Raw genomic sequence first — 24168 nt, 5'->3', positions numbered from 1 at the left:
GTAGCTGCTCAAGATGTGCCCACCAAGCTGCTACTTAACAGATGTCCGGACACCTTCAATCACCTCACGCACGCGATAAATCGGGCGATTCTGGGACTCGTGATAGGTCCGCATAAGCAATTCTGCCAGTAAGCCAAAACAGAAAATTTGGATACCAGCTACAACCATCAAAACGGCCAAGATCAGTAAGGGGCGATCGCCAATCGACTGGCCGAAGCCCAATTTGAGGATAGTGAGATAAATACCAATCAGCGTACCCACCACCAGCGATCCTAAACCTGCAATACCAAAGACGTGCATAGGACGGGTTAAAAACTTCTTCATGAAGAAGATGGTCAGCAAGTCCATGACCACGCGGAACGTGCGACCGAGGCCATATTTGCTGCTGCCAAATCGACGGGCATGGTGGCGCACGGGCATTTCTGTAATTCTTGCTCCTTCAATGAAGGCTAGCGCTGGCAAAAAGCGGTGTAGCTCTCCATAGAGATTCATGTCTGCAACGAGTTCGGCACGATAGGCTTTCAGAGAACAGCCATAGTCATGCAGCTTGACGCCGGTAACGCGACCAATAATCCAGTTGGCAATTTTAGAAGGCAACAGACGCGTCAACGCATCGTCCTGACGCTCTTTGCGCCAGCCGCTAACTAAATCGTAACCTTCATAAATCTTGTCTAGTAGGCGGGGAATGTCGGTTGGGTCGTTCTGCAAATCACCGTCCATTGTGACAATGATGTTGCCCTGAGCGTATTGAAATCCAGCCGCCATTGCAGGCGTTTGACCGTAATTACGCCGCAACAGGATGGCTCGGAGGTCATCCCGCTCCCGTGCCATCGAGCGCAACACTTCCGTTGAACCATCGGATGAACCGTCATCTACACAGACAATTTCGTAACTAATATTCTGGTTTCGCACACTGGATGCGATCGCATCAACAAGATGTGGAATACTTTCAACTTCGTTATAAATCGGAACGACAATCGAGATATCGGGCCGCATAAGATTAGGAGCCAGCATGCTATTACAACTTGTGTAGGTAGACTTCTCCTATATATGCATGTAACTTTCAGACCTGCAAAGGAGAATCTCTGTAAAATTACAGTTCCTTTAAGTCCACCCATTGCCAAATTACATTGTTTTTATATGCTTAAGCTATAACTAGTAGACCGATCGGGAACAATTACGTAGAAGATTGCTGCGAGAGTACTGATGCGAGAAGGATGCGATCGCATCAGTTCGACAAAACGTAATCAACTCTGATCGTCCCAAACTCCTTCTTACAAAGGACAAAGCAGAATGACGGCAGAACAGAGTTCGCCTCAGGGAAGTGGTCGATTGGGATTATCCGAGTCAGGTGATTCAGCGGAAAGATCAGGCCGCTTGATCGGGTTAATTGGAATCTGAGATGAGATTTGTGTTGTACGGTCATTCCAGTATTCATCAAGGAAAACTATACCCGCACCACAAATCTCGGCCATGACGCTGATAAATCGATGAAGTGCGATCGCGCCTAAGATTGTACCAATGGGAAATATCGGCCTCAGCAACCAAATCGATATGGCCTCAAATACACCAATTCCACCCGGCGCACCTGGCACAATAAATCCGACTAGCCAAGCCAAACTAAAACTAGCCAGCAAGACAGGAAACTGATCCCATTCAACCGAATACAGCGAAATAAAGATCAAACAAAATCCTACTCCCCGCAGCACGATAAAGCCCACTTCTCCCAACAGTGGACGCCAAGGATAACGGTGAAGTCGGATAAAGTTGTCGAAATCACCCTGAATCGGCGACTTCCGCTCTTTTACCCGCTTTAGATAAAAAAGAACATGATTAACAATTTTGGGATGCAGTCCGACTAAGATGCCAATCGAGACCAGATACCACAGGCCAATCTTGCTCGCGTGAATACTAGAGGCAACCAATAGCGCAGCCGCAGCCATCAACATTGGTTCAAAGAGAACACTCAACATTGATGTCCCAAGCGGAATCCCCACAGCCTTTGCCGCCGTAATTCGACCATAAAAATGCCAAACGTTGCCCGGAATATACTTCGCTAAATTTGTTTTGACATAGACAGGAACGCTCCACGTTCCCCCCACCAATTGATTAAAATCAAGGAAGATCCAACTCCACACCCAGCCTGACCAAATCAATGCAAACAGAATGACCCCAAAGGCTACAAATAAAGCCAACCATCCGGCCTGACTAATTTCAAGCGTGGTCACCTCTTGCCAGTTTTGATGCAGCGTAGACAGAACAAAGAAAATCGTAAAACCTGCAATAACCCACCGGAGGTATGGCTTAGTTGCAGAAATTAGGCGCTTGAATTGTTGAACAGCGGATGGCATATCGAAATTGCTCACGATTTGTTCACATACAGATGAGGAGTGAGGCAGCTTACGCTGGGCTATGTGCCAGAACATAGAAGCTGATCGAGCTAGTCTGAGAGAAGATATCCTCCTGTTGAGAATCTAGGCACCCATTCAACCCAGAATAGCTGAAACTGTTTAGCGTCGCGTCATTCTCAGTCACAAAGCCCAGAATTTATATCAATAGAAACAGCAAGGCAACCATAGCCGTTAGTCGAAGCAATGCGGTTATTTGTGCAGTCTTGTATACGATCCTGCGATCCTGCCTTTGCTTGATGGTGAAAGGGTTCATCCGATACTAGCGAGGCCAATCTACAGATTGACTCAAGCTTCTGTAATCTGCGATACAAGATGCTTAACCTTCTCTTTACGTCACAACGATATAATCCTTCCTGTTTGCTTACACGCACGTAAAATCAGTACACCCCAAGACGGAAAAGTAGTATGCTGTCCAAATTTTCTTCTAAGCGTTTTGGCCTATTGGCCTCCTCTCTTGCATTAGCATTCGTAATCGGGGCCTGTGGCGGCCAAGACACAGCCACAACCGATGGCAGTGGAGACACTGGGGCTTCCACAGAAACAGCAAGCAACTCTGGTGGTGGTTCTGACCTAAGCGGTAGTATTGCAGTTGACGGCTCTAGCACAGTATTTCCAATCAGTGAAGCAATGGCCGAGGAATTTCGCGCCCTATATCCTGACGTTCGGACTACCGTAGGAGTTTCAGGTACAGGTGGCGGATTCGAAAAGTTTTGTGCTGGCGAAACAGATATTTCTAACGCATCTCGCCCAATTTCAGAAGAAGAAATTCAGGCTTGTGCAGACGCAGGAGTCGAATTTGTAGAGCTACCTGTTGCATACGATGCACTATCTGTTGTCGTGAATCCCGAAAATGATTGGGCTGAATGTTTAACCGTTGCTGAGCTACAAGCAATTTGGGCTCCTGACTCAACCCTTAGTAACTGGAATCAAGTCCGCCCCGATTTTCCAGATCAACCCATGCCTCTATACGGCCCCGGTACAGACTCAGGAACCTTTGATTACTTCACTGATGCCGTCAATGGCGAAGAAGGCGCAAGCCGCAGTGACTATACTGCCAGTGAGGATGATAACGTCCTAGTTCAAGGAGTCGAAGGCGATACGGGGGCATTGGGTTACTTCGGCTATGCCTACTACGAAGAAAACCAAGACGCATTGAAAGCAGTCGCCATTGATGACGAAGATCCCAGTAATGGTGAAGGATGTGTTGCACCCAGTGCTGACGCTGTTAATGATGGTACATACCAGCCTCTAGCTCGCCCAATTTTCATCTATGTCAGCACCGCAGCATTAGAGCGGCCTGAGGTACAGGAGTTTATCAGCTTCTATATGGATCCGGCAAACTCTGATTACGTATCAGAAACAGGCTATGTTGCAATGCCCGATGATATTTACAGCAAGGCTCAAACTCGTCTAGAAGATCGCAAGACTGGCAGCGCCTTCCCAGGTGGCTCAACAGTAGGTGTCAAGCTCAGTGAAGTGCTGTAATGGGCTCGTTAGATTCATTGGATTGAAGACCTGAGGCTTTGATTACAAAATCTTTGTCGGTCTTTCAAGACTCAGTGATTGGTTAATTTGCAGGGCATAGCTTATTTCCCAGTGAACTCAGTTGAGTTTACGTAGAGCATAAATGCCCTGCAATATTCTTTACTTCGGTTCATTTTTTAGGTAGGAGTATCTATAGCAACCTTTTGGGTGTGTCAATCTATCCTGAGATTAGTGGTTGCCAAATCAGCGGCTTATACCAAGCCCATACAGGTTTCGAAAATTTAGAGGCAGGTTGGATTGTGCTGACTGTATATCGCACAACTAACCCTGTCCATCACCAACAATTAGAAATGGTATATATGCTCGGGTCGTTTTATCCGTCAGATCATGACAAGTAACCCTTCCTTTGATCAGTCCACCTTATGGAAACCCAATCGTCAGGCCAGCAAATTAACTGAGAATATTATCAAATACCTGTTTGGTTTGGCGGCATTTGTATCAGTTGTCACCACAGTCGGAATTATTCTGACACTTGCTTTTGAAACGCTTGAGTTCTTTAAGCAGGTATCTATTTTTGAATTTTTGACAGCTACACAGTGGACACCTCTCTTTGCAGATAAACACTTTGGCATCTTAGTGTTAATCAGCGCTACTTTGATGACAACTGTGATCGCAATGTTGGTGGCCCTACCTTTCGGGCTTTTGGCAGCAATTTGTCTGAGTGAATATGCACCAGCCAAGATTCGTAAGTGGTTAAAACCGACATTAGAGGTGTTAGCGGGCGTGCCGTCAGTTGTATATGGTTACTTTGCGCTGACGTTTGTAACCCCGTTACTGAGGCCAATTGTGCCCGGTCTGGAAACATTTAATTCTCTGAGCGCTGGGTTAGTGCTGGGTATTGCCATCATGCCGCTGGTTGCATCTCTGAGTGAGGATGCCATCTATTCAGTTCCACAAAGCATGCGCCAGGGTGCTTATGCGCTGGGTGCAACAAAGCGTGAGGTGATTATCAACGTTGTACTGCCTGCCGCGCTATCTGGCATTGTGGCCTCTGTTATTTTGGCCGTTTCACGCGCGATCGGTGAAACGATGATTGTGACGCTAGCAGCAGGTGCGCGCCCGCTACTGACGCTCGATCCACGGGTCGCTGTGATGACCATGACTGCATTTATTGTGCAGGTGAGTCTAGGTGATGCTCCAGTTGGCAGTATTGCTTACATCACTCTATTTGCTGTGGGTACAACTCTGTTTGTCATCACGCTAATGCTGAATACTTTCAGTTTTTGGTTTGTTCGTCGCTTCCAGGAGAAATACGAATAATGACCACCTGGGATTCTGATTCAAAGTTGGCAGATTCTAAGGCGGGTAACTTCAATCCCGCGCTGTCACGGCGCTATCGGTTTGATTCGATTTTTGCAGCATTGACGTGGCTAGCTATATTCTTCGCAGTACTCCTTTTGGTGGTGCTGTTAGTTGATGTCATTTTTGATGGTGCGCCACGCTTACTGGGTAACGACGGTGGCATCCCATTTATTCGAGAACGGGAATTCATCTGGTCTTTTTCCTCGCGGAGAGCAGAGCAGGCTGGAATCAAGTCTGCTTTAGTTGGCACAATTTGGCTGCTATTGATTACAGCTCTAGTATCTTTCCCAGTTGGAGTTGCATCGGGGATTTTCCTCGAAGAGTTTGCGCCGGATTCCTGGTATTCCCGGCTGATTGAAATCAACATTAGTAACCTAGCAGCAGTTCCATCGATTATTTATGGACTGCTTGGCCTGTTTGTTTTTGTGGATGTTTTACGGCCATTGACAGGTGGTAACAGCGTGTTGTCAGGTGGATTAACTATGGCACTGCTGATTTTACCCATCATTATTGTGGCAACTCGTGAAGCACTAAAGGCTGTTCCAGACAGTTTGCGTCAGGCTGGCTTTGCTCTAGGCGCAACTCGCTGGCAGGTTGTATGGAATCATATTTTGCCACAGGCGTTTCCTGGCATTATGACAGGAACGATTTTGGCGCTATCGCGGGCCATTGGTGAAGCAGCACCCCTAATTGCAGTTGGTGCAGCGGTTTATGTACCGTTTCTACCGCAAAGTTTACGGGACAACTACACGGTTTTACCGCTCCAAATCTTCAACTGGGCATCTCGCCCACAGGAGGAATTTCAGGTGAATTCAGCCGCCGCCATCATTGTGCTGATGGTTGTGTTGTTAATCATGAATGCAACTGCGATTTATTTGCGTAATAAGTTTCAAACAAATCGTTCGTGAGATTCTCGTTTGTTTACAAACCGGAACGCGAACAATATGACATATCTTCAACTGCTTATTGAATGAGGCAGATTGACTGTCCATCCGTTGTCCTTCCATCCGTTGTCCTCCTGTTGATCCACTAAAGAGGAAGTAATTTATGACTTCACAACTTAATGCCGTTGCTACAGATACGGTAGTGCTAAAAGCCGAAAACGTTTCGGTTTACTATGGCGCAAGTCTAGCTGTTCGTAGCGTTTTTCTTGATATTAATAAAAACCAAATTACGGCTTTTATTGGTCCGTCTGGTTGTGGTAAAAGCACCATCTTGCGCTGTTTTAACCGGATGAATGATCTGGTCGCCAGTGCAAGAGTAGAAGGACGTATTACGTTTCACGATCGTGATCTTTACAGCAAGCAGTTTGATCCAGTCGACATTCGGCGGCGGATTGGAATGGTGTTTCAGAAGCCAAATCCATTTCCAAAGTCTATCTATGAAAATATTGCTTTTGGAGCACGGATCAACGGCTATCGGGGCGATATGGATGAGCTGGTTGAGCGGTCGCTGCGGGGTGCTGCCCTGTGGGATGAGGTGAAGGATAAGCTGGGTGATAGTGGCTTGGGCTTGTCTGGTGGTCAGCAACAGCGTTTGTGTATTGCACGTGCGATCGCAATTGAGCCGGAAGTGATTCTGATGGATGAGCCTTGTTCAGCATTAGATCCAATCTCGACGCTCAAAATTGAGGAATTGATGCAGGATCTGAAGCAAAATTATACGATCGTCATTGTTACCCACAATATGCAGCAAGCCTCTCGCGTCTCAGACAGGACAGCCTTTTTCAACGCTGAGGCCACAGAGAAAGGTGGTAAAGTTGGCTACCTTGTGGAATATGATAATACGGAAACAATTTTCAGCAATCCCAAGGAAGAGCGCACAAGAGACTATGTATCCGGTCGATTCGGCTAATCTAGGATGTTGCCGTGAATCTAGATAGAGAATTAAGAAAGCTCTACTTCAGCGATCTAAAAGCGATCCAGGAGTAGAGCTTTTATTAGTGGTTACGTTGATTCACCCAATTCATGACAATTTGAGCCAACTTTACGTTTTTTTTACTTTTAATCACTAAAGTCGAGATATCTTCGCAATTAATCAGGAGTTGTATCATGGCTCTGGAACCCAAAATTGCTGAACAACTGCTGCATCGTGGTGGGATTTCTAAGATTCCTGAATCCCGCAAACAGCAGATCCTTCAGCGGTTGTCTCAACTACTGAGACGACAACCCTCAAACTAGGCTGGCAACCATTAGATCATCTGACATTTCAAAGTTAGCCGTCACCGACTGCACATCGTCTAAGTCTTCTAGCGCCTCCATCATCTTGATTAGCGATCGCGCCTGCTCGGTGTCGGTTACTTCGACAGAATTACTCGGAATCCAGCGCAGTTCAACTTGACTAACCAGATAGCCACTGGCTTTCAGTGCCTTACTCAACGTTTCCAAGTCGCTCGGCTGACAATAGACTTCTGCCCCGTCCGTTTCATCTACCTCGATCAGATCATAGGTTTCTGCGCCTCCTTCTAGCGAGGCTTCTAGCAGTGCGTCTTCGTTTTGAATCAGGCCGGTGATGCTCACCACTCCCTTCTGCTCAAACATCCAGCTCACGCAGCCCGTTTCGCCCAAATTGCCGCCGTTTTTACTAAAGGCGGCTCGTAAGTCAGCCGCTGTGCGGTTGCGGTTGTCAGTTAGTGCTTCAATTAGCACCGCTACGCCGCCAGCACCGTATCCTTCATAGCGAATACTTTCTAGCTCATCGCCAGCCCCAAGCTGCCCCGATCCTTTTGCGATCGCACGTTCAATATTGTCATTCGGCACCCCCGCCGCCTTGGCTTTATCAATCGCGGTTCGCAACTGAAAATTAGCCTCTGGATCAGGTAAACCACTGCGAGCCGCCACAATAATTTCGCGGGAAATCTTAGCGAATACTTTACCCTTAACTGCATCAACACGGGCCTTTTGACGCTTGATATTGGCCCATTTACTATGTCCTGCCATTGGTCTAAAAACGCTGAAACGTTGAATAAAGTGAGGCTTGAACGGATATCACATGTAACGAGTCAAGTTAACGCGGAATCGTTCCTTCTTCGTGACGGCTACATCGCCAATTTCCAGCCGACCTCGGCCCCGGATTGCGACCAAATCGCCCGACTGTACCTGATGACTCGACTGGGTAATTTCCTTCCAGTTCACCCGCACATCACCCGCCGAAATGAGATCAGCCATTTTACTGCGCGACATGCCAAATCCGGCAGATGCGATCGCATCTAACCGCATCGACGCTTCCACCGTCGTCATCTCCTTCTTGCGCGGCTCCTGCACCTTCAGCTCATCCATCGGAATCGGACGCACTTTCACAGGCACCGACCGCACCTGCGTCAGGTTGATCTGTAAGTATTCCACCAGTTCCGGCACCACAATCGCCTGCGCCCCCCGGTCGCCCAGGACGAGAATATCGCCAACTTTTTCCCGCACAATTCCCGTACCCAGCGTTGCACCCAGAAAATCCCGATGGGTGGCTGGGTCAAACAGGAAATTACCGTCGAGGCTGATGGCGGTAACGCTGACCTGATCGGTGTCTAGCGGTAATTCGGAACGTGCGATCGCAAGTCGCTTTCGCTCCGCCTGGGGATAGCCACCCCAAAACACAAGCTGAACTTCCGTTAGGCGCGAAAAAGCCTGTTCAGCCTCAAACTGCTGCGGTGGCGATAAAAAATCCGTCACCACGACTTCCCACGTGCGAATCGCCTGTTCGGCTTGATCAATCACGCGGCTTAAACTGTCTCGATCTTCTACTCCCTTGAGCAGATCTTCCCGTGGCAACATGCTGGTTTTGCAATCCCTGTTTACAACTGTCCCGTTCCCGATTGTATCGAGAACGTATAACCTCTACCAAACCCCGAAATAGGGAGATGACGGTACGTAGGGGCAAATGGCCATTTGCCCCTACCAGATATGGCATTAGACTGAAGTTTGCTGACGAGTCTGGGCTAGCTCCGCAGCTAAGGTAATCGCCGCTTTCAAGCTGGTCGCATCCGCAATACCGCGCCCCGCAATATCAAACGCCGTCCCGTGATCTGGCGAAGTCCGAATAAACGGCAGGCCAATCGTCGTGTTCACCGCTTGATCAAATGCCAGCAGCTTCACCGGAATCAAACCCTGATCGTGATACAGCGCCAGATAGGCATCCGGCATTGCTTGAGTAGATGTTTGAGTAGATGGCAGCGTTCCATGCCAAGCCTGTCCTGCCCGCACCCAAAGAGTATCTGGTGGGACTAAACCCGTTAGCGTCACCTGCGGATAGCGCTGCTGCTGTTCTTGAAGCCAGGGTGTCAGCCAGTCTATCTCTTCGCGACCGAGCTGACCCTGTTCACCACTGTGGGGATTCAAACCTGCGATCGCAATTTGGGGTTCAGCCAACCCAAAATCTTGTCGAAGCGTCCGAATCAGTAAGTCCAGCTTTTGGCTCATCAGTTCCGGTGTCAGCGCATCCGGCACCTCTCGCAGGGGAATATGCGTCGTCGCCAGCAGCGTTTTCAAGCTCCAGCCGCTATGGGGAGAACGGGCCACAAAGAACATGCCGAAATCTGTCACATCTGCTCGTTCAGCCAGCAGCTCAGTCTGACCTGGATAGAGATGTCCCGCAGCTTTCCAAGCCGATTTCGCGATCGGTGCAGTCACAACTCCGGCAAACTCTCCGGCCAGCGTCCGATCTACAGCGGTTTCTAAATAGTGAAAGCTAGCGGCTCCACTAGCGGCGTTTCCTGTCCCCAGCTCCAGCCCTGCCGTTTCTGCATCGGACAGCGGTATGTCTAGAATCTTGAGCGTGGTCGGATCAGCCAGATCTAAGCCACCTTGCGATCGCAAATGCTCATACTGTTGCTGAAGTAACTGAGCGCTGCCGACAACGGTAATCTCGCAATCCTGCTGAATCGTCGGATCAGCCAGTGCCTTCAGCACAATCTCTGGGCCAATTCCAGCCGGATCACCGAGAGTGAGCGCCAGTTGAGAGCGCGTTTTTGTATTTGATTGAGTAGTAACTGGAGCAATAACAGTAGACATGCTCATTCAATGTGGTTAGTTAGCAAGAAATAGCACTAGCGCAAACCCACCCAGGTAAAAAAGTCCTGATGGGTAAAGAATTCCAAGATCAACAGTCCCACAAAGCCCAACATGGCAAAGCGACCGTTGATTAGCTCGGCGTAAGCGGTCCAACCAAAGCCCGGTTCGAGTTCGGTCGTAGGTTGTTGTGCACCAACAGGTGTAGTGATCTGGGTTCCGGTCGAAGGAGATTCAGACATCATGGTGTTCGGTTAAATTACATTGCCTTAGCCATGATAGTGGAACTCGCTTTACCTCTGTCAGCCGTCTTAGGGCTTGCATTAAAACTCGAAGCGTGTTTACTGCCACATCACGACAAAGTTGCTTTTCCAAGTCTGGATTGGCAAGGGAAAGAACAAAATCTAAGCAATCTATGGATTTGCCATAAAGACAGTGGTCACAGCTAAATCCGTGGATAACTATTTAAAGATTAATAGATTAAATTTCCGTAAAGCCAGAGGAATTAAACCCCATAAAAGCACCACCGAAAAAGCATTGACTGTCAAAGACTTCAGTAATTCTACATATAACCATTCAAAGATGAAATAGATAAAGGTTCCATAAAGTTGGAAGTGCCAACCGTATATATCCTAATTTCTTTGCGGAAAATAAATTTCAACGCAAAGCTGTACAACTAACTAGCTTAATCAACACGGATCGCTCCTGCTGCTTTACCAGCACCCGAATGCTGAAAATTCATTCTCAGAGCAAGCCTCGTTTGGTAAGGTTCTGTCTATCTCATTACTTGGGTACAGCAATGCGGTGTCGTTTCGCTTCAATGAATGATGAACTATGACTTCTAGGTATGTTCAGCCTTTTAGACGATTATCAACCAAGGGTCTATTTCCTTATCTTTTGGCTTGTCGCCCACATCAGTGGAGCAAGAATTTAATTGTTTTTGCTGCACCTTTGTTCAATTTTACTCTTGACATAGAAATTGTTTTAAATAGCCTATTCGCGTTTCTTCTATTTTGTTTTATTTCGAGTAGCTTTTATTTGCTCAATGATATTGCGGATGTGAAGTCTGATCGACATCATCCGATTAAGTGTAAACGCCCAATCGCTGCTGGTTTAGTTTCCGTGCCAGTTGCATTCATTATGGCTCTTGGCCTCATGAGCAGTTCGATCGCTCTGGGTTTGCACCATTCGCTTGGATTGGGCTTAATTCTGATTAGCTACGCATTATTACAGCTCGCTTACAATCTCAAACTGAAACGAACTCCGCTGCTAGACATTATTGCGATCGCAAGTGGCTTTGTACTGCGCGCCTGTGCTGGAGCTACTGCTACCCACATCGATTTGTCGGTCTGGTTTCTGGTATGCACGGCAATGCTGGCACTGTTTCTGGCCATCGAAAAGCGTAAGGCAGAGCTGAGACAGGGTGGCAGTACGCGTTCCGTACTCAAGCGCTATTCCCTTGCTTTGCTTTCGCGAATGGAAAATATTGTGACGACAGGAACGCTGATGAGCTATGCCCTGTGGAGTGCGGGGTTTCAATCAGGAGGAGCTTCAACACCCTGGATGATGCTCACATTTCCATTTGTACTTTACGGCGTATTTCGTTATCAGTTGCTCAGCGATCCGAAGGAGTATGGGCACAGCGACACGATAGAAATTGCTCGGCAAGAACACACTGAACGTCCTGAAGAAGTATTGCTATCCGATCGCCCCCTTCTACTGACCGTTGCTGCTTGGGCCGCGACCGCGTTCACGATTCTATGGCTCAATAAGCATGGAGTAATTCAATAGGAAAGAGTTATGACAAATCTATTTTTTGCTGGACTGATTTTAGTGGCAGTGGGTCTAAACACAATTGCTCAAATCTTGTTTAAATCGGGAGCGGGTGAAAGTCTACTCAATCTGTATCTGATGGGTGGAGTTGCTGCCTATGGCCTGAGTACGCTCATCTATATTTCGATTTTGAGCAAGTTTAACCTTTCCGTTGCTTATCCGATCGTGATTGGCCTGACTGTAGTCGCTACCACTGTCGCAGGTGCTTTCTTGCTCAGCGAAAAAATATCGTCTGTGAACTGGATGGGGGTTGGCCTTATCATTAGCGGCATTTGTGCCGTTGCCTTTGGTCGCACTTTATAGCATTAAGACTAGCAGCTATGATACCTCTTTTATCAAAATCAGCGAGTTCTAATTGGCCCGATTTGTGCCAGATAGTTTTGCGCTATCGCTCCGATTTACTTGTTGGCTTAGGACTAATGCTACTCAGTGGAATAGGAACCTACTGGGCCGCCTATTTCATTGGTTCAGAAGTGTTAGAACTGGATGCTTACGGGGATACGTGGTTTGACTCAGATGTAGCGGCTTACTACCTGACGTTGGCTAATCCCCACGAGGATGTACTCCACTCCCGTGCCTACAAACATCCATTAATATCATTTGCATTTTGCTTACCAGTTTACTTTCTCCATTTTTTTCAGATTGACGTTCTCATAGCTGTGCGACTGATGATATCTACGGTCGCTGGACTATGGCTCTCTAGTCTGTTTGCTTTTTTGAGACTGATGGGCTGTCGCACAGTAGATGCCATTCTACTTAGTTTCCTGGGTGGTATCAGCGCCGCTGGGCTGTTTTGGTTCCCCATTTTGGAATCTTATCCCATGGGTTCTTTGGGCTATATCTGGGCTTTAGCTTGGGTAGCGCTGACGGAATTTTGCTGCCTTCCTTGGAGTTTTGGTGTTTTTATTAGCGCAATCAACTTGAGCATTACTATTACAAATTGGTTGGTGGCTTGGATTGCAACTGGATTAGTGTATCCTTGGCAGCGAGCACTGCGCATCAATGGTGTAGCCCTACTGATTGTCATGATTCTTGTGGGGATTCAGCGAGTCCTCTTTGATAGCTCGTTGCCCTGGATTCATCGTAACGAGCTGAAATATGTAGCTTCGTCTGAAGTGGGCAATTGGTGGAATATCATCCAATCTTTCCTGTGCCATACAGTGGTGATGCCAGCAGTGCAAGTGATTGCCCATCCGAGTAAAGGATTTCCTATTATGTCGGTTCAGTTTTCTACACCAGGGACTGGCAGTATCGTTGGTGCGATCGCAGTTGGTCTATGGCTAGGGTTACTAGCGCTGGGACTATGGCAACTTTTCACGATGAAAACGCATTTGCGTCTGCGATTAATGCTGGGCCTTTCTCTACTAGGACAATTGGGATTGCATCTGATTTATACCGGACGAGAGACATTTCTCTATTCGCTCCATTTTTTGCCCTTTTTTATCGGAATTTTGGCGTTAGGGGCTTTGAATACCAAGCGTTCTATCTTTATCGCGCTTTTAGTCACCCTTTTGATCTGTACAGGATTCAACAACATCACGCAGTTTGAGCAAGCTAGAGCGTTTTATCATTCGTATCCGTCTGAACAAAGTCTTCTTTAGACTTGTGGAATCTATTTATAATATCCAGTCTGTATATAAGAACCCAATTTATTTTTGCGAAACGTTTGCGGAGCAAACGTTTCGCAAAAATAAATTGTGGGTTTTCAACCAGACTGGATATAACCACTCATGTTGATGCTTTTAAAAAGTGACCCATTGCACTCGGAGATTTGGCGATGGCTTATTTACGACCCAAGCTACATACAATCATCCGTTATTGGCAGCAATTGACGCCTTTGACCCAAGGATTACTAATTTTATTGATTGCATGTACGCTAATGTCATTGTTCTCGACAATTGTTGCCATTAGCGATGCTTTAATTTTTGATCTACCAGTCCGCACACGTGAGATTCCATTCTCACACTTGTTTCGGTTTCTAACTATGCGTCAAGACTTAGATTCATGGGAGCCGATGTGGAGTGCTTTTGAACAACTGAAAGCATCTCCGCATATGCCACTGTATGCGGAAGTATTTTTCGAGCAACACACAAAATTTCAGTATCCATTAACATCTTTACTGCTGTTTTATGGTCTGCAGGCTATCTTATCGCCATTTCATCCAGATAATCCTCAGTTGCTGTATCAAATACTGGCAATTATCTCTTGGATCTTTTTCATCGGGTTGATATTTGTCTCTATCCAAATCTTTAATACCTCGCTGGTATGGACAAAAGTTATTTCTCCGCCACGCAACGAACGCATTTTGCAAACTGTGCTGCTGATTTTACTGGGACTTTCATTTTATCCAGCAATACGAGCCTATAGCTTAGGTCAAATTCAAGCTTGGATTAAGTAGAGCGGGGTTGAAAAAAGAAGGTATGTGAAGTTGAATAAAGGGACTCACTGCCAGTAGGAGATCAGGAGCAATGGGAGCGCGCTTACGAGTCTTTTTGACAGGGGCAGAAGACCGTACCCTCTTTGAGTTACGCACCGCCACAACCGTGCCGCAACGAGTGAAAGACCGAGCAGAAGTGATTCGGATGAGTCACCAAGGGCTGTATGTTGAGCAGATTGCCCGGTTCTTCGGGTGGAGAGAGCGAACGGTCAGAGAAACGCTGCATCGCTGGCAAGAGGGTGGATTAGGAGGACTCTGGGATGCACCGCGACCGGGAGCGCAACCACGTTGGCAACCGGAAGATATGGAGTATCTGGAAACATGTCTACGCCAGGAGCAACGAACTTATAACAGCCGTCAGTTAGCGCGAAAGCTGGAAGAGGAGAGACATATCAAGTTAAGTGCGGCCCATCTGCGGGACGTACTCAAAAAAAGGGAATCATTTGGAAGCGCACTCGACACAGCCACCGAGGGAAACAAGACCCAGTTGAGAAAGCCCAGAAGGTAGCGGATTTGGAGATGTTGCAATGGGCGGCCGCCAGTGGAGAGATTGACCTCTCCTATCTTGACGAGGCAGGCTTTTGTCTCTGGATGCCCGTCAGCTACAGCTACTTTTTCGAAGGCGAGCAAAAGCGACTGGAGCAGACTCACCGCAAGGGCAGGCGACTGAGCATCCTCGGTCTGCTCCAACCGTTCGTGAGTTTCGCGTATGGATTGGTGATTGGCAGCTTCAACGCCGAGCGCTACATCCGGCTAATGGATGAGCAAGCCCGTCAGGCCAAGCCCCGGTTTAAGGCCAATGGATGCATTCGAGTCATTGTTCAAGATAACAGCCCCATTCATACCAGTCGAGCTGTGCAAGACAAATGGGCAGACTGGCAAGCTCAGGGACTTTACCTGTTCTTCTTACCCAAATATTGCTCGGAGCTCAATCCGATTGAACCCGAGTGGCATCAGGTGAAAACCCATGAGTTAAATGGGCAGATGTTTGAAGATGAATTGGATTTAGCCTATGCCGTTATCGACGGCTTTGAGGCGAGAGCTGAAAAAGCGGGATACTCCGTCGAGCGATTTCGATTTCCGTCTCAACTCGCTTCTTCATCATCTGTTATATAGATGCGCGTTTTTACCTTTACCTACTTAATGCATTGTTTGCTGTGATGCTCTGGTGCTGGATGAAAGAGAAAAAGCAAATTTCTGGAGTCTTAGGTGGGTTGATTTGCCTTATTAAACCTCAATATGCCGTCATTCTGCTTTGGGGCTTGTTGCGAAAGCAGTGGCGGTTTGCGATCGCATTTATGGTGACGGCTGCAGCGGGAGGATTAATTGCGATCGCACTGTTTGGGATTGAAAACAACCTGGACTATCTCAAAGTCCTGTCCTACATTTCCAAACATGGAGAAGCCTATTATCCCAATCAATCAGTTAATGGATTGCTAAATCGATTACTCTTTAACGGCAGTAACTTAAAGTGGACATCTGATGCCTTTGCCCCATTTAATATCTGGGTTTATTTAGGCACATTAGCAAGCTCGCTATTACTGCTAATTTTGGCGCTGCGCCCACCTCAAAGTAAGCAATTACGTGGCAGCACATTTGACTTTGCCATTATTGCATTGACGGCCACTATGGCGTCTCCTGTTGCATGGGAACATCATTACGGTATTTTGCTACCCATTTATGCCTTTGTATTGCCTCAAATCTTCCAATATCGGATTTGGGCAAATTGGACACTACCGATTTTGGGGCTTAGCTATCTACTGACGAGTAATTACTTATATGTAGCAAAGCATTTTGCTCAGCTGCCTCTGCTTAACTTATTGCAATCATATTTGTTCTTTGGGTCGCTGCTCATTTTATTGAGTCTTTATCGGCTACAAAACTGAGCTCCTAATTTTAGGTTTGATTAGGATCCACTAACCCGTTGAGCCGCCCTGGCAAAAATGAAAACCTATATTAATTCTCCTTTTCTCTCTACATCAATTTTTTCTAAATATTCTTTAAACGTATGACGCAATCAATTCCCCCTTCTATTCCTTCTTCCATTGACTCGCCCGTGATTGCAGTCTTTGATTTTGACGGCACGTTAACTCATCGAGACTCGCTGCTGCCATTCTTGCAGATGTTGACAGGTCGTTGGCGATTTACCTGGGGATTGTTGGTTTTGAGCCCAATGCTAGCAGGCTATGCCCTCAAGCTGATTCCAAACTGGCGGGCAAAGGAAAGACTACTAACTTACTTTCTAGCTGGTATTTCGACGGCTCAGCTTGAGTATTTAGGCCAACAGTTCGCAGAACAGGTTTTGCCCAACCTTTTACGAGCCGAGGCCGTGCAACGCTTAATCTGGCATCAACAACAGGGACATCAGACTCTTATCGTTAGCGCATCTCTGGAAGCTTACTTGCAACCTCTTGCACAGCAACTTGGAATTGATCAAGTCATCGGAACTCGGTTAGAAAGCCGTAATGGCTATCTCACTGGCCGTATGTTGGGCAAAAACTGCTATGGGTCTGAGAAAGTCGCTCGTCTAGAAGCGCTGTTGGGGCCAACTCAGCAGTATGTGATCCATGCGTATGGTGACAGTAAGGGTGATCGCGAATTGCTTGCTATCGCTCAGCACCCCTACTATCGTAAATTTCTTGCCTGAAACTTGATCAATAGACTTTATTGGAAATAAAGTTTTTGGGGTTGGAAATTGTTTTGTAGCGCGGCTTCGCCGCGCTACAAAACAATTTCCGATAAAGTCTAATATTTCAACACTCCGGACAGATTTAGGAGACTATCGCCCCGTAATCAAGCAGCTTTTGGTAATTAGGATGGGATTTAATAAAAGTCGGCTCCAAGTCAAACTGGTCAATAAATCGGTCTAAAAGATGTTGGTTGAGGGCCAGTCGTTTGAAAGAGGCGAGCGAGAAGCTCAGCGAATCATCGTCTTTCTGGTTGTTTTGCAACGCGACTTTAGCCAGGTTCAGTGCCATCAAACTGGCATTGACATGGGTGTCTATCGCTTCGGCAGAGCGAGCTTGACAGTCCACTAACCCGGTAAACTGACGAGCATCACGGAAAATAAATTCAATCTGAAATCGGGCCGTGTAGCACCGGTAAAGGAGGAACGGGTCAATGTTGAGGTCGGTAGAAAACAGCACGACATAACTGCGGCGACCCCGATGCTCTTTGAGCAGATAGGCCAACCGGATGTTGCGCTTGAGGCTGACCGACCAAACGATGGCGGTATAAAGATAAACTCCATCGTCCAAGCGTTTGACCAACTGAAATCGTCGGTGGTCTTGCAGGTTGACCTTGCCGTCAAAGCGTCGAGGAGCACCTCGCCCTTGGTATGGCCCCTCATAGAGGAACTTGAGGTTGGCATCACAGCGCAGTTTGCCAATCGCATGAAACCCGAGTTGCACCACGCCAGTGACCCACTTGTACTTGCTGTAAAACCCGTCGGCGACAATGTAGCGAATCCAAGTGGGGAAGAACGTCAGGCAGTAGGCCAGATGCCCCAGATAGAAGTCAATCCGGTTGCCCTTCGCGCCCTTTCCCTGTTTCGAAGACGCTCTCAAATGAGGTAAGTCTGCCTCGGTTTGCTGGGCAGACAGCGTGTACCCTGTATTCTGCTCCAGATCGACAATCGCCACCACTGACAGTTCTAAGCCCCGTTCTGGACGCTGGGTTTTACCGTTGTAGAACTGGTCTAGACCGTAGGTGTGCCGTCCACTTTTTTCCATAAAGGTGCAATCGACCACTGCGACCTGAACCGCCTCGTCTCGTCTTAATGGTTCTATCAGTGCTTGATTGAGTCCTTCGAAGCCAATGCCCCGTTCGAAGTGTCGACGGTAACTTCGCTCGCTTAAGTCACTGTAACGACTGAGGTTGGCGTAGTTCACCTTGCCACAGACCACGAAAATTGTGGTCATCAAGGTCAACAAAAACTGTTGTTGGGGTTTACCAAATGGCCTGCTGTCTCCAGCAAACCGGTTAGAATCCGATTGAGGCTATCCATTGGTGCGACATGTTAGGTACATTCGCACTCTACACGGTGGATAGCTTTCTTCGCACTCTCCCAAAAACTGTCCGGACTGTTGATATTTAGACGCTACTAACGATTATCGTGATGGCAATTTGATTGGGCATCGGTGGCTTGGACGGCTTCAATTAGCGATCGCACTTCTTCAGTTCCTTCCGATGGCTCAAAGGTGAGGGGGAATTTGCCCCGTGCCAGCATTCGTAAACCCAGTGGCCCTAAGCTGACTAGACCGGATAAATCGCGGAAGGAGTTGCCGACGACACGCAGACCGAAGCGGCGCTCGTCAATCCAGCCGCCTTGTTTGACGAGATCGATCAGCACCTTGCGATGACGGACGGAGCGGCTATCTTGGTCGTCTTTACGGTCAAGGATTTCGCCTTTGATCTTGCCGATTTTGTCCATCGGCGCGACTTCCATTGGGCAAACGCTGTTGCAGAATTGGCAGCGAGTACAGCCCCAAACGCCTTTTGTCCCTTCGTTATAAAGCTCAACCCGCTCCTCGGTGCGGTCATCCCGTGAATCGGCCACCATCCGGTAGGCTTTGGCCAGAGCATGGGGGCCAACAAAGCCGGGGTTAACTTCCTCGGCGTTGCATTCGGAGTAACAGGCTCCGCAGAGAATGCAGTTGCCGGATTGCTCCAGCTTTTCGCGTTCGGCTGGGGTTTGCAGAAACTCGCGTTCTGGGACGCGGCGCGATTTGGTGCTGACGTAGGGATCAATCGCTTTCAGGTTGTCCCAAAAATGAGCCATGTCCACGATCAGATCTTTAATTACGGGCATGTTGCCCATCGGTGCAATCGTGATTTCCGGTGGTTGGTCTTTCGTTGGAGATCCGCTAAATGCTTCCTGCTGAAGGTGAAATCGCTCAATTTCCTGGCCGACGTTTTGCTTACAGGCTAGGGCCGAGCGACCGTTGATTTTCATGCCGCAGCTGCCACAAATGGTGTTACGACAGTTTTTGCGAAAGGCGAGGCTACCGTCCTGCTGCCATTTAATCTGATTCAGGCAGTCCAAGATGGTAACGCTGGGATCGGTCTCCAGCTCGTAGGTTTGGCGGCGTGGAGCTGAAGACTGCGTCTGGCGGATAACGTGGAACAGAACTTTCATGAAGCGTTCAAGTTTAAGTGCGTGAGCGATGCGTGAACAGTACGTGAATCGTAAAAGTCTCTTAGATCCAGTCTAGAAGATGGCTTTTGGCCCTATCCGAAATCGCAGCATGACTTCACAACTGAGCCAACTGCCGTAAATATTGCCAGCGTGTTGCTAGCGGGTTTGTCAGAGTATAGCCAGCAAATATTGACGTAAGTGATGAAACGCAGATGCAATTTCCGTAGAGGGATGGCGGCAGCTTAGCAGCGAAACCGCTAATATAGTCTTGAGCTTGTTTTCAAGCGAATCCACTGAGTTAGCATCGTTCTGAGACCCAAGGCTGCAATGCTGCGAATTATCAACCAGCACACTGAGGCACAAACTGAGTTGCGACGAATCTGCGATCGCACTCATACAGACCAAGTCTTCCACAAAGAGTCCACCGTTCGAGAAGTGCTTCAGGCCGTTCAGCGGCAAGGCGACAAAGCGGTTCTACACTATACGGCGGAATTTGATCGGCAAACGCTAACGGCTGATGAACTACGCGTCAGCGGTTCTGAGCTAGAGGCGGCCTATCAGCAAGTTTCCAAAGAACTGCTGGATGCGATTCGGCTGGCTCGCCACAACATTGAAGAATTTCACCGCCAGCGTGCGCCCAAAAGCTGGGTGCAGTTCCATGACCAAAACGTGGTGCTGGGCAAGCGCTACACTCCGGTTGATCGAGCTGGCATCTATGTTCCCGGTGGACGAGCCGCCTATCCCAGTACGGTGCTGATGAATGCAGTGCCCGCTAAGGTGGCAGGCGTACCGCAAATTGTGATGATGACGCCGCCAGGTGAAGGCAAAGCGGTTAATCCAGCAGTACTGGTTGCGGCCCAAGAAGCGGGGATCAGCGAAATTTACCGGGTAGGCGGTGCCCAGGCTATTGGCGCGCTAGCCTACGGGACGGAGACGATCCCCAACGTCAACGTAATCACCGGGCCAGGAAATATATACGTGACGCTGGCCAAGAAGCTGGTATATGGCGTTGTTGGGATTGATTCGCTAGCAGGGCCGTCTGAAGTCTTGATTATTGCCGATTCAACAGCGAATCCCATACATGTAGCCGCAGACATGCTGGCCCAGGCTGAACATGATCCCTTAGCGGCGGCAATTCTAATCACAACGGATCAAACTTTAGCGCTCCAGGTCGTAGCTGAGGTTGAGCAGCAGTTGGTCAATCATCCCCGACGCATCCTGACTGAAAAAGCGATCGCACATTATGGTCTGGCGATTGTGGTGGATTCGCTAGAAGCAGCGGCAGAGTTGTCCAATGAGTTTGCGCCGGAGCACTTGGAACTGGAAGTGGCTGAACCGTGGGATTTGGTGGATTCAATTCGCCATGCCGGAGCGATCTTCCTGGGTCACTCCACACCGGAAGCCATCGGGGACTATCTAGCTGGCCCCAACCATACGCTGCCGACCTCTGGCGCAGCGCGGTATGCATCGGCTTTGGGTGTTGAAACGTTTATGAAGCACTCCAGCTTAATCCAGTATTCACCAGAAGCGCTACAGTCGGTTGCCCGCTCGGTTGAAGTACTGGCCGAGGCTGAAGGCTTGACGTCCCATGCCGATTCAGTCCGGTTGAGAACTCAATCGAAGGTCGATCAGCAAGCTGAGCTTTAACGCCTGCCCTATGCGCTGGATTTATCCCACCCTGCAGCCTAATTCGGGTCAATGCCCAAGTTTGATGCGGGTAGGTGGTGCTGGCAGGGTTGCGATCGCAACTGCTGTGTCCGTACTGATGGGGACTGCGATCGCAGTTCCTGCTCAGACAGAGGAAGACTATATCTGGCCAAATGAAGCTTGCCCGGAAGAGGTTGAGCCGCTGACGCAGATGCTGCTGCGGGATTTGCCTGCCTATACGAACCGCGTGCTGCTGCGGGCTTATGGTCGCAGTCCGGGTGACTTACTGGAAGATATTCGCCTTGACCCTGAGCAGCCGACCTATCTGGATGTTCGACAGCCCGGAATCGTGATCATTGCAGGCATTCCAGAGTTTGATCCGCTGACGCTGGGGCCAGGAATTTATCAACCCATCAAGTCGCCCGACGATGCCGAACCGGAAGCAGGTGCGCCAGAGCAGGTCTTTTTCACGACGCTGGAGCGGCAGTACCTGCGAGAAGGCGAAACCGAGGAGATTCAAGAGTTTCACTGGCTGTTCTTGGCGCGCACGGATGAACGCTGGTATTTGTCGCAGCTTTTTTCAAGCTGGGGCGGCTATCCTAACGGTCAACCCCCCACCGCACCCGAAAATGCCACCAATGGTGCGATCGCGCAGGCGATTCGACTTTGGTTGGATGACTGCGTGGCCGGATCGGTTGCACCGCTAGAGGACTAGAAAATCCCATAGCCTATGCGCGGCACGCATAGGCTATGGGATCTTTTGGAAAAATTTGATGTTAAATTCCTGGAATTTCCGACATTTTGCACTCGGGTTCTTCGACGGAAAACCGAATTGATTCGCGCCATTCCTCAACGGTAAAGTGATAGCCAAAACCTTTTGCCATCGCCACAAAATCATCAACCGTAGCAGATGCATTGAGCTGCTCTTTGAGCGCTGGATCGATTTGAACATCCCGGAATAAGCGAACAACTTGATCCCTTGCCATGTATAAACCTCACGTAGGTCAATAGAGATTAGTAGGTTGGCATAAATAAACGCATCTAAAAAACCGGGGGAGCGCCCCTCCGGGGCGTACTTGTTTAGCGAAACACTCTGATAGATCCCCCTAAATCCCCCTTAAAAAGGGGGACTTTGAACTGGTGGTGGTATAGCCCCTTTTTCAAGGGGGCGGCGACAGCAGGGGATCGTACAACTACGCTAATCACATACGGAGGGGTGCCTCCCGTTTTTTAGATTATTTATTTACATGCGGCTATTTTGAACTAGATTCAGCCTACTGTTTTCAACTAAAAGCTTGGCCTCAATTCACGGAAAAATACAACTCTTGCAATATTTATCTACAAAATCACGTAGGGATAAAAGCTTTGCCCTATATAAGCTTCAGAGATTCTGCTTGACGTAAACCAATCAAGGAACAGAATGCGCGATCGCAATTAGCCATTGGTCTAATATTGAGCATTTATTAGATTGTTTTTAGATTTTTATTTAGACACTTTCTTAAGTTTTTTACTCAAAGAAATGACTGAATTTTAGGATGGAAGCATCGTCGGTCTTGCTTGGTTTTCCAGACAGCATAGAGGTCAGATATAGTGGTTCTGCGATCAATTCCGCGCTACATCCTCAAACGGTATTTATTGCGCTATCCGGTACCAGTACGGATGGTGAAATATCAGCGTTTGCTTAACCGTCAGTGGTTCAAATCGGGAGTAGGTCACCTTCTACAGAGAAAAACATCTCTGAGGTGAGAGCCTGCCGTTGAGGTAAGCACAACGATGCGCTAAAACCTGCGGCACCCGCTCAGCGTTCCAGGCAGCGCCAGGGATCTTCGTGCGTTGGTTAATTTGCTTCACCCAGGACTCAACATCCCCCGAGCCAATCGGCCACCCTTCTTCTTGGTAGTAACGATAATTGGGGATGCGGTCACGATGCCGCTCTAGATAGCCACAGAAGCGACGTGCTGCTTCCGACTCGCTCACCTCAAACACATTCATAGCAGCGTCTACTTGTCCCTGCCAAAGAAAGCTGCGAGCGGTTTCGAGTGCTTCTGGAGTGGCTTGGACTTGATGCAAATTTTCCATCAGGTGAAACCAATCGAGGATTTCGTGACGTTGGTGGTCGTTGCCAATCTGGGCATAGATGCCCCAAACCCCATCATGACCATCGCCCAGGCAGTCCACTATCGGGGCTAAGGGGAGGTCATTTGCCCACTCAATCAGGTGTTCGTTGTCTTTGAACCAGGCCATGCCCTGATGCTGCTCACCCAAATTCAAGGCTTTATATTCACGCCACTCAGCCGCTTCCCCCAGCGGCGTGCGCAAGCGAATCATGCCGCCATCCAGGCTCATTTGCTCAACCGGGACCTCACTCGTGGGCAGCTCGAAGTCATGGCGCGCCTCCAACCGCTGCTGCGTTTTCGCACTCACCCGTCGTCCCGTTTGCACCTCTACTTCAATCGCCGCTTGGGCATAAGAAACAATTGCGCTTTGGCGCAGACAGCACAGCTCTAAATAAGGGCTGACCTGTTGTCGGGGACGGACACCGAGTTGTTTGGCCTGTTCACTACTGAGGGATAACCGGCCCAGAATGCTCTCTAGTTGGCGGGGATATCCTTCGTCGGTGCCGGTAACGGTTTGGCAAAAAACTCCCCAATGACTGGCGTGACGTGTTCTTGCACTTGAGCGCGCACCGTTGATTCGATGGCTCCCAAATTTGCCATCGGCTGGTTTTGCTCACAGGCTTCCTGGTACAGTAGTTCCGCGATGCGTTGACTGCACTGTAAGAGTTCTTGGTGTTCCGCTGGCGTCATTAGAGCACCCTCAAAATATCGCTACAGTCTTACTCTAATTTTTCTCTCA

General features: G+C 48.5%; 22 protein-coding genes and 1 pseudogene. 13 read left to right on the top strand and 10 right to left on the bottom strand.

Features of this window, described 5'->3' with window-relative positions; all coding sequences use genetic code 11:
* Positions 1–30 precede the first annotated feature (30 nt).
* Together AC286M_RS25335 and AC286M_RS25330 are read right to left on the bottom strand one after the other, a co-directional pair.
* Positions 31–1014, bottom strand: a complete 984-nt coding sequence (locus tag AC286M_RS25335) for a glycosyltransferase family 2 protein (protein ID WP_488207017.1) — start codon at positions 1012–1014, stop codon at positions 31–33.
* Positions 1015–1316: 302 nt separating this feature from the next.
* Positions 1317–2351 (bottom strand): UPF0104 family protein, encoded by a 1035-nt coding sequence (locus AC286M_RS25330; RefSeq protein WP_488207016.1) that lies wholly within the window; start codon positions 2349–2351, stop codon positions 1317–1319.
* Positions 2352–2816: 465 nt separating this feature from the next.
* Between AC286M_RS25330 and AC286M_RS25325 the strand changes: the two genes are divergently transcribed.
* From AC286M_RS25325 to pstB, 4 genes are all read left to right on the top strand, one after another.
* The gene (locus tag AC286M_RS25325) at positions 2817–3896 is read left to right on the top strand and encodes a PstS family phosphate ABC transporter substrate-binding protein (RefSeq protein WP_488207015.1); all 1080 of its coding nucleotides are present in this window, start codon (positions 2817–2819) and stop codon (positions 3894–3896) included.
* Between the two features lie 387 nt (positions 3897–4283).
* Positions 4284–5216: a phosphate ABC transporter permease subunit PstC gene (gene pstC, locus AC286M_RS25320; protein ID WP_488207014.1), complete on the top strand. Its 933-nt coding sequence runs from the start codon at positions 4284–4286 to the stop codon at positions 5214–5216.
* Positions 5216–6166, top strand: coding sequence for a phosphate ABC transporter permease PstA (gene pstA, locus AC286M_RS25315; protein WP_488207013.1), 951 nt, complete (start codon positions 5216–5218; stop codon positions 6164–6166). Before pstC ends, pstA begins: the two co-directional genes overlap by 1 nt.
* A 139-nt stretch (positions 6167–6305) precedes the next feature.
* Complete coding sequence (pstB, locus tag AC286M_RS25310) at positions 6306–7112, top strand: phosphate ABC transporter ATP-binding protein PstB (protein WP_488207012.1); 807 nt, start codon at positions 6306–6308, stop codon at positions 7110–7112.
* 317 nt (positions 7113–7429) lie between these two features.
* On the opposite strand, the gene AC286M_RS25305 is transcribed toward pstB, so the two are convergent.
* From AC286M_RS25305 to AC286M_RS25290, 4 genes are all read right to left on the bottom strand, one after another.
* Positions 7430–8197: a YebC/PmpR family DNA-binding transcriptional regulator gene (locus AC286M_RS25305; protein ID WP_488207011.1), complete on the bottom strand. Its 768-nt coding sequence runs from the start codon at positions 8195–8197 to the stop codon at positions 7430–7432.
* A 48-nt stretch (positions 8198–8245) separates the two neighbouring features.
* Entirely contained in the window at positions 8246–9025 is a 780-nt protein-coding gene (locus tag AC286M_RS25300; RefSeq protein ID WP_488207010.1) for a photosystem II electron transport protein, Sll1252 family, read from the bottom strand.
* 135 nt (positions 9026–9160) lie between these two features.
* Complete coding sequence (gene pdxA, locus AC286M_RS25295) at positions 9161–10261, bottom strand: 4-hydroxythreonine-4-phosphate dehydrogenase PdxA (protein WP_488207009.1); 1101 nt, start codon at positions 10259–10261, stop codon at positions 9161–9163.
* Positions 10262–10296: 35 nt separating this feature from the next.
* A complete protein-coding gene (locus tag AC286M_RS25290) occupies positions 10297–10503 on the bottom strand; it encodes a CAB/ELIP/HLIP family chlorophyll-binding protein (protein WP_488207008.1) in 207 nt (68 codons plus the stop codon).
* Between the two features lie 589 nt (positions 10504–11092).
* Here AC286M_RS25290 and AC286M_RS25285 point away from each other — a divergent pair.
* From AC286M_RS25285 to AC286M_RS25255, 7 genes and pseudogenes are all read left to right on the top strand, one after another.
* Positions 11093–12049: a decaprenyl-phosphate phosphoribosyltransferase gene (locus tag AC286M_RS25285; RefSeq protein ID WP_488207007.1), complete on the top strand. Its 957-nt coding sequence runs from the start codon at positions 11093–11095 to the stop codon at positions 12047–12049.
* 9 nt (positions 12050–12058) lie between these two features.
* Positions 12059–12394 (top strand): SMR family transporter, encoded by a 336-nt coding sequence (locus AC286M_RS25280; protein WP_488207006.1) that lies wholly within the window; start codon positions 12059–12061, stop codon positions 12392–12394.
* Positions 12395–12456: 62 nt separating this feature from the next.
* On the top strand, positions 12457–13692 hold the full coding sequence (locus tag AC286M_RS25275; protein ID WP_488207005.1) for a hypothetical protein: 1236 nt from the start codon (positions 12457–12459) through the stop codon (positions 13690–13692).
* Positions 13693–13868: 176 nt separating this feature from the next.
* Positions 13869–14489, top strand: a complete 621-nt coding sequence (locus AC286M_RS25270) for a hypothetical protein (protein ID WP_488207004.1) — start codon at positions 13869–13871, stop codon at positions 14487–14489.
* Positions 14490–14559: 70 nt separating this feature from the next.
* Positions 14560–15644 (top strand): annotated as a pseudogene (locus AC286M_RS25265) (IS630 family transposase).
* Positions 15645–15676: 32 nt separating this feature from the next.
* Positions 15677–16414, top strand: coding sequence for a glycosyltransferase family 87 protein (locus tag AC286M_RS25260; RefSeq protein ID WP_488207003.1), 738 nt, complete (start codon positions 15677–15679; stop codon positions 16412–16414).
* A gap of 122 nt (positions 16415–16536) precedes the next feature.
* Positions 16537–17175, top strand: coding sequence for an HAD-IB family hydrolase (locus AC286M_RS25255; protein WP_488207002.1), 639 nt, complete (start codon positions 16537–16539; stop codon positions 17173–17175).
* A gap of 124 nt (positions 17176–17299) precedes the next feature.
* On the opposite strand, the gene AC286M_RS25250 is transcribed toward AC286M_RS25255, so the two are convergent.
* Positions 17300–18448: a transposase gene (locus AC286M_RS25250; protein ID WP_488203201.1), complete on the bottom strand. Its 1149-nt coding sequence runs from the start codon at positions 18446–18448 to the stop codon at positions 17300–17302.
* Between the two features lie 182 nt (positions 18449–18630).
* Positions 18631–19665, bottom strand: coding sequence for a succinate dehydrogenase/fumarate reductase iron-sulfur subunit (locus AC286M_RS25245; protein ID WP_488207001.1), 1035 nt, complete (start codon positions 19663–19665; stop codon positions 18631–18633).
* A gap of 327 nt (positions 19666–19992) precedes the next feature.
* Here AC286M_RS25245 and hisD point away from each other — a divergent pair, with 327 nt between their 5' ends.
* A complete protein-coding gene (gene hisD, locus AC286M_RS25240) occupies positions 19993–21312 on the top strand; it encodes a histidinol dehydrogenase (RefSeq protein ID WP_488207000.1) in 1320 nt (439 codons plus the stop codon).
* A gap of 10 nt (positions 21313–21322) precedes the next feature.
* Positions 21323–22027, top strand: a complete 705-nt coding sequence (locus AC286M_RS25235) for a hypothetical protein (RefSeq protein ID WP_488206999.1) — start codon at positions 21323–21325, stop codon at positions 22025–22027.
* Positions 22028–22088: 61 nt separating this feature from the next.
* Here AC286M_RS25235 and AC286M_RS25230 read toward each other — a convergent pair whose 3' ends face one another.
* Together AC286M_RS25230 and AC286M_RS25225 are read right to left on the bottom strand one after the other, a co-directional pair.
* Complete coding sequence (locus AC286M_RS25230) at positions 22089–22298, bottom strand: Nif11-like leader peptide family natural product precursor (RefSeq protein WP_488206998.1); 210 nt, start codon at positions 22296–22298, stop codon at positions 22089–22091.
* Between the two features lie 733 nt (positions 22299–23031).
* A protein-coding gene (locus AC286M_RS25225) for an ISKra4 family transposase (protein ID WP_488202786.1) occupies positions 23032–24119 on the bottom strand; the annotation gives its coding sequence in 2 pieces (ribosomal slippage) (positions 23032–23948 and positions 23948–24119; 1089 coding nt in all).
* Positions 24120–24168: the final 49 nt, after the last annotated feature.

It is taken from the genome of Thainema salinarum CENA647, from assembly GCF_057732415.1.
This window is presented reverse-complemented; position numbering and strand designations above follow the sequence as displayed.

Bases quoted from the DNA above. Each gene is read 5' to 3' on its own strand.
- AC286M_RS25230 (WP_488206998.1), bottom strand. From the start codon at position 22,298: ATGGCAAGGGATCAAGTTGTTCGCTTATTCCGGGATGTTCAAATCGAT.
- pdxA (WP_488207009.1), bottom strand. From the start codon at position 10,261: ATGTCTACTGTTATTGCTCCAGTTACTACTCAATCAAATACAAAAACG.
- AC286M_RS25285 (WP_488207007.1), top strand. From the start codon at position 11,093: ATGACTTCTAGGTATGTTCAGCCTTTTAGACGATTATCAACCAAGGGT.
- AC286M_RS25280 (WP_488207006.1), top strand. From the start codon at position 12,059: ATGACAAATCTATTTTTTGCTGGACTGATTTTAGTGGCAGTGGGTCTA.
- AC286M_RS25305 (WP_488207011.1), bottom strand. From the start codon at position 8,197: ATGGCAGGACATAGTAAATGGGCCAATATCAAGCGTCAAAAGGCCCGT.
- AC286M_RS25290 (WP_488207008.1), bottom strand. From the start codon at position 10,503: ATGATGTCTGAATCTCCTTCGACCGGAACCCAGATCACTACACCTGTT.
- hisD (WP_488207000.1), top strand. From the start codon at position 19,993: ATGCTGCGAATTATCAACCAGCACACTGAGGCACAAACTGAGTTGCGA.
- pstB (WP_488207012.1), top strand. From the start codon at position 6,306: ATGACTTCACAACTTAATGCCGTTGCTACAGATACGGTAGTGCTAAAA.
- AC286M_RS25250 (WP_488203201.1), bottom strand. From the start codon at position 18,448: ATGACCACAATTTTCGTGGTCTGTGGCAAGGTGAACTACGCCAACCTC.
- pstA (WP_488207013.1), top strand. From the start codon at position 5,216: ATGACCACCTGGGATTCTGATTCAAAGTTGGCAGATTCTAAGGCGGGT.
- AC286M_RS25300 (WP_488207010.1), bottom strand. From the start codon at position 9,025: ATGTTGCCACGGGAAGATCTGCTCAAGGGAGTAGAAGATCGAGACAGT.
- AC286M_RS25245 (WP_488207001.1), bottom strand. From the start codon at position 19,665: ATGAAAGTTCTGTTCCACGTTATCCGCCAGACGCAGTCTTCAGCTCCA.
- AC286M_RS25270 (WP_488207004.1), top strand. From the start codon at position 13,869: ATGGCTTATTTACGACCCAAGCTACATACAATCATCCGTTATTGGCAG.
- AC286M_RS25255 (WP_488207002.1), top strand. From the start codon at position 16,537: ATGACGCAATCAATTCCCCCTTCTATTCCTTCTTCCATTGACTCGCCC.
- AC286M_RS25325 (WP_488207015.1), top strand. From the start codon at position 2,817: ATGCTGTCCAAATTTTCTTCTAAGCGTTTTGGCCTATTGGCCTCCTCT.
- AC286M_RS25235 (WP_488206999.1), top strand. From the start codon at position 21,323: ATGCGCTGGATTTATCCCACCCTGCAGCCTAATTCGGGTCAATGCCCA.
- AC286M_RS25330 (WP_488207016.1), bottom strand. From the start codon at position 2,351: ATGCCATCCGCTGTTCAACAATTCAAGCGCCTAATTTCTGCAACTAAG.
- AC286M_RS25335 (WP_488207017.1), bottom strand. From the start codon at position 1,014: ATGCTGGCTCCTAATCTTATGCGGCCCGATATCTCGATTGTCGTTCCG.
- pstC (WP_488207014.1), top strand. From the start codon at position 4,284: ATGACAAGTAACCCTTCCTTTGATCAGTCCACCTTATGGAAACCCAAT.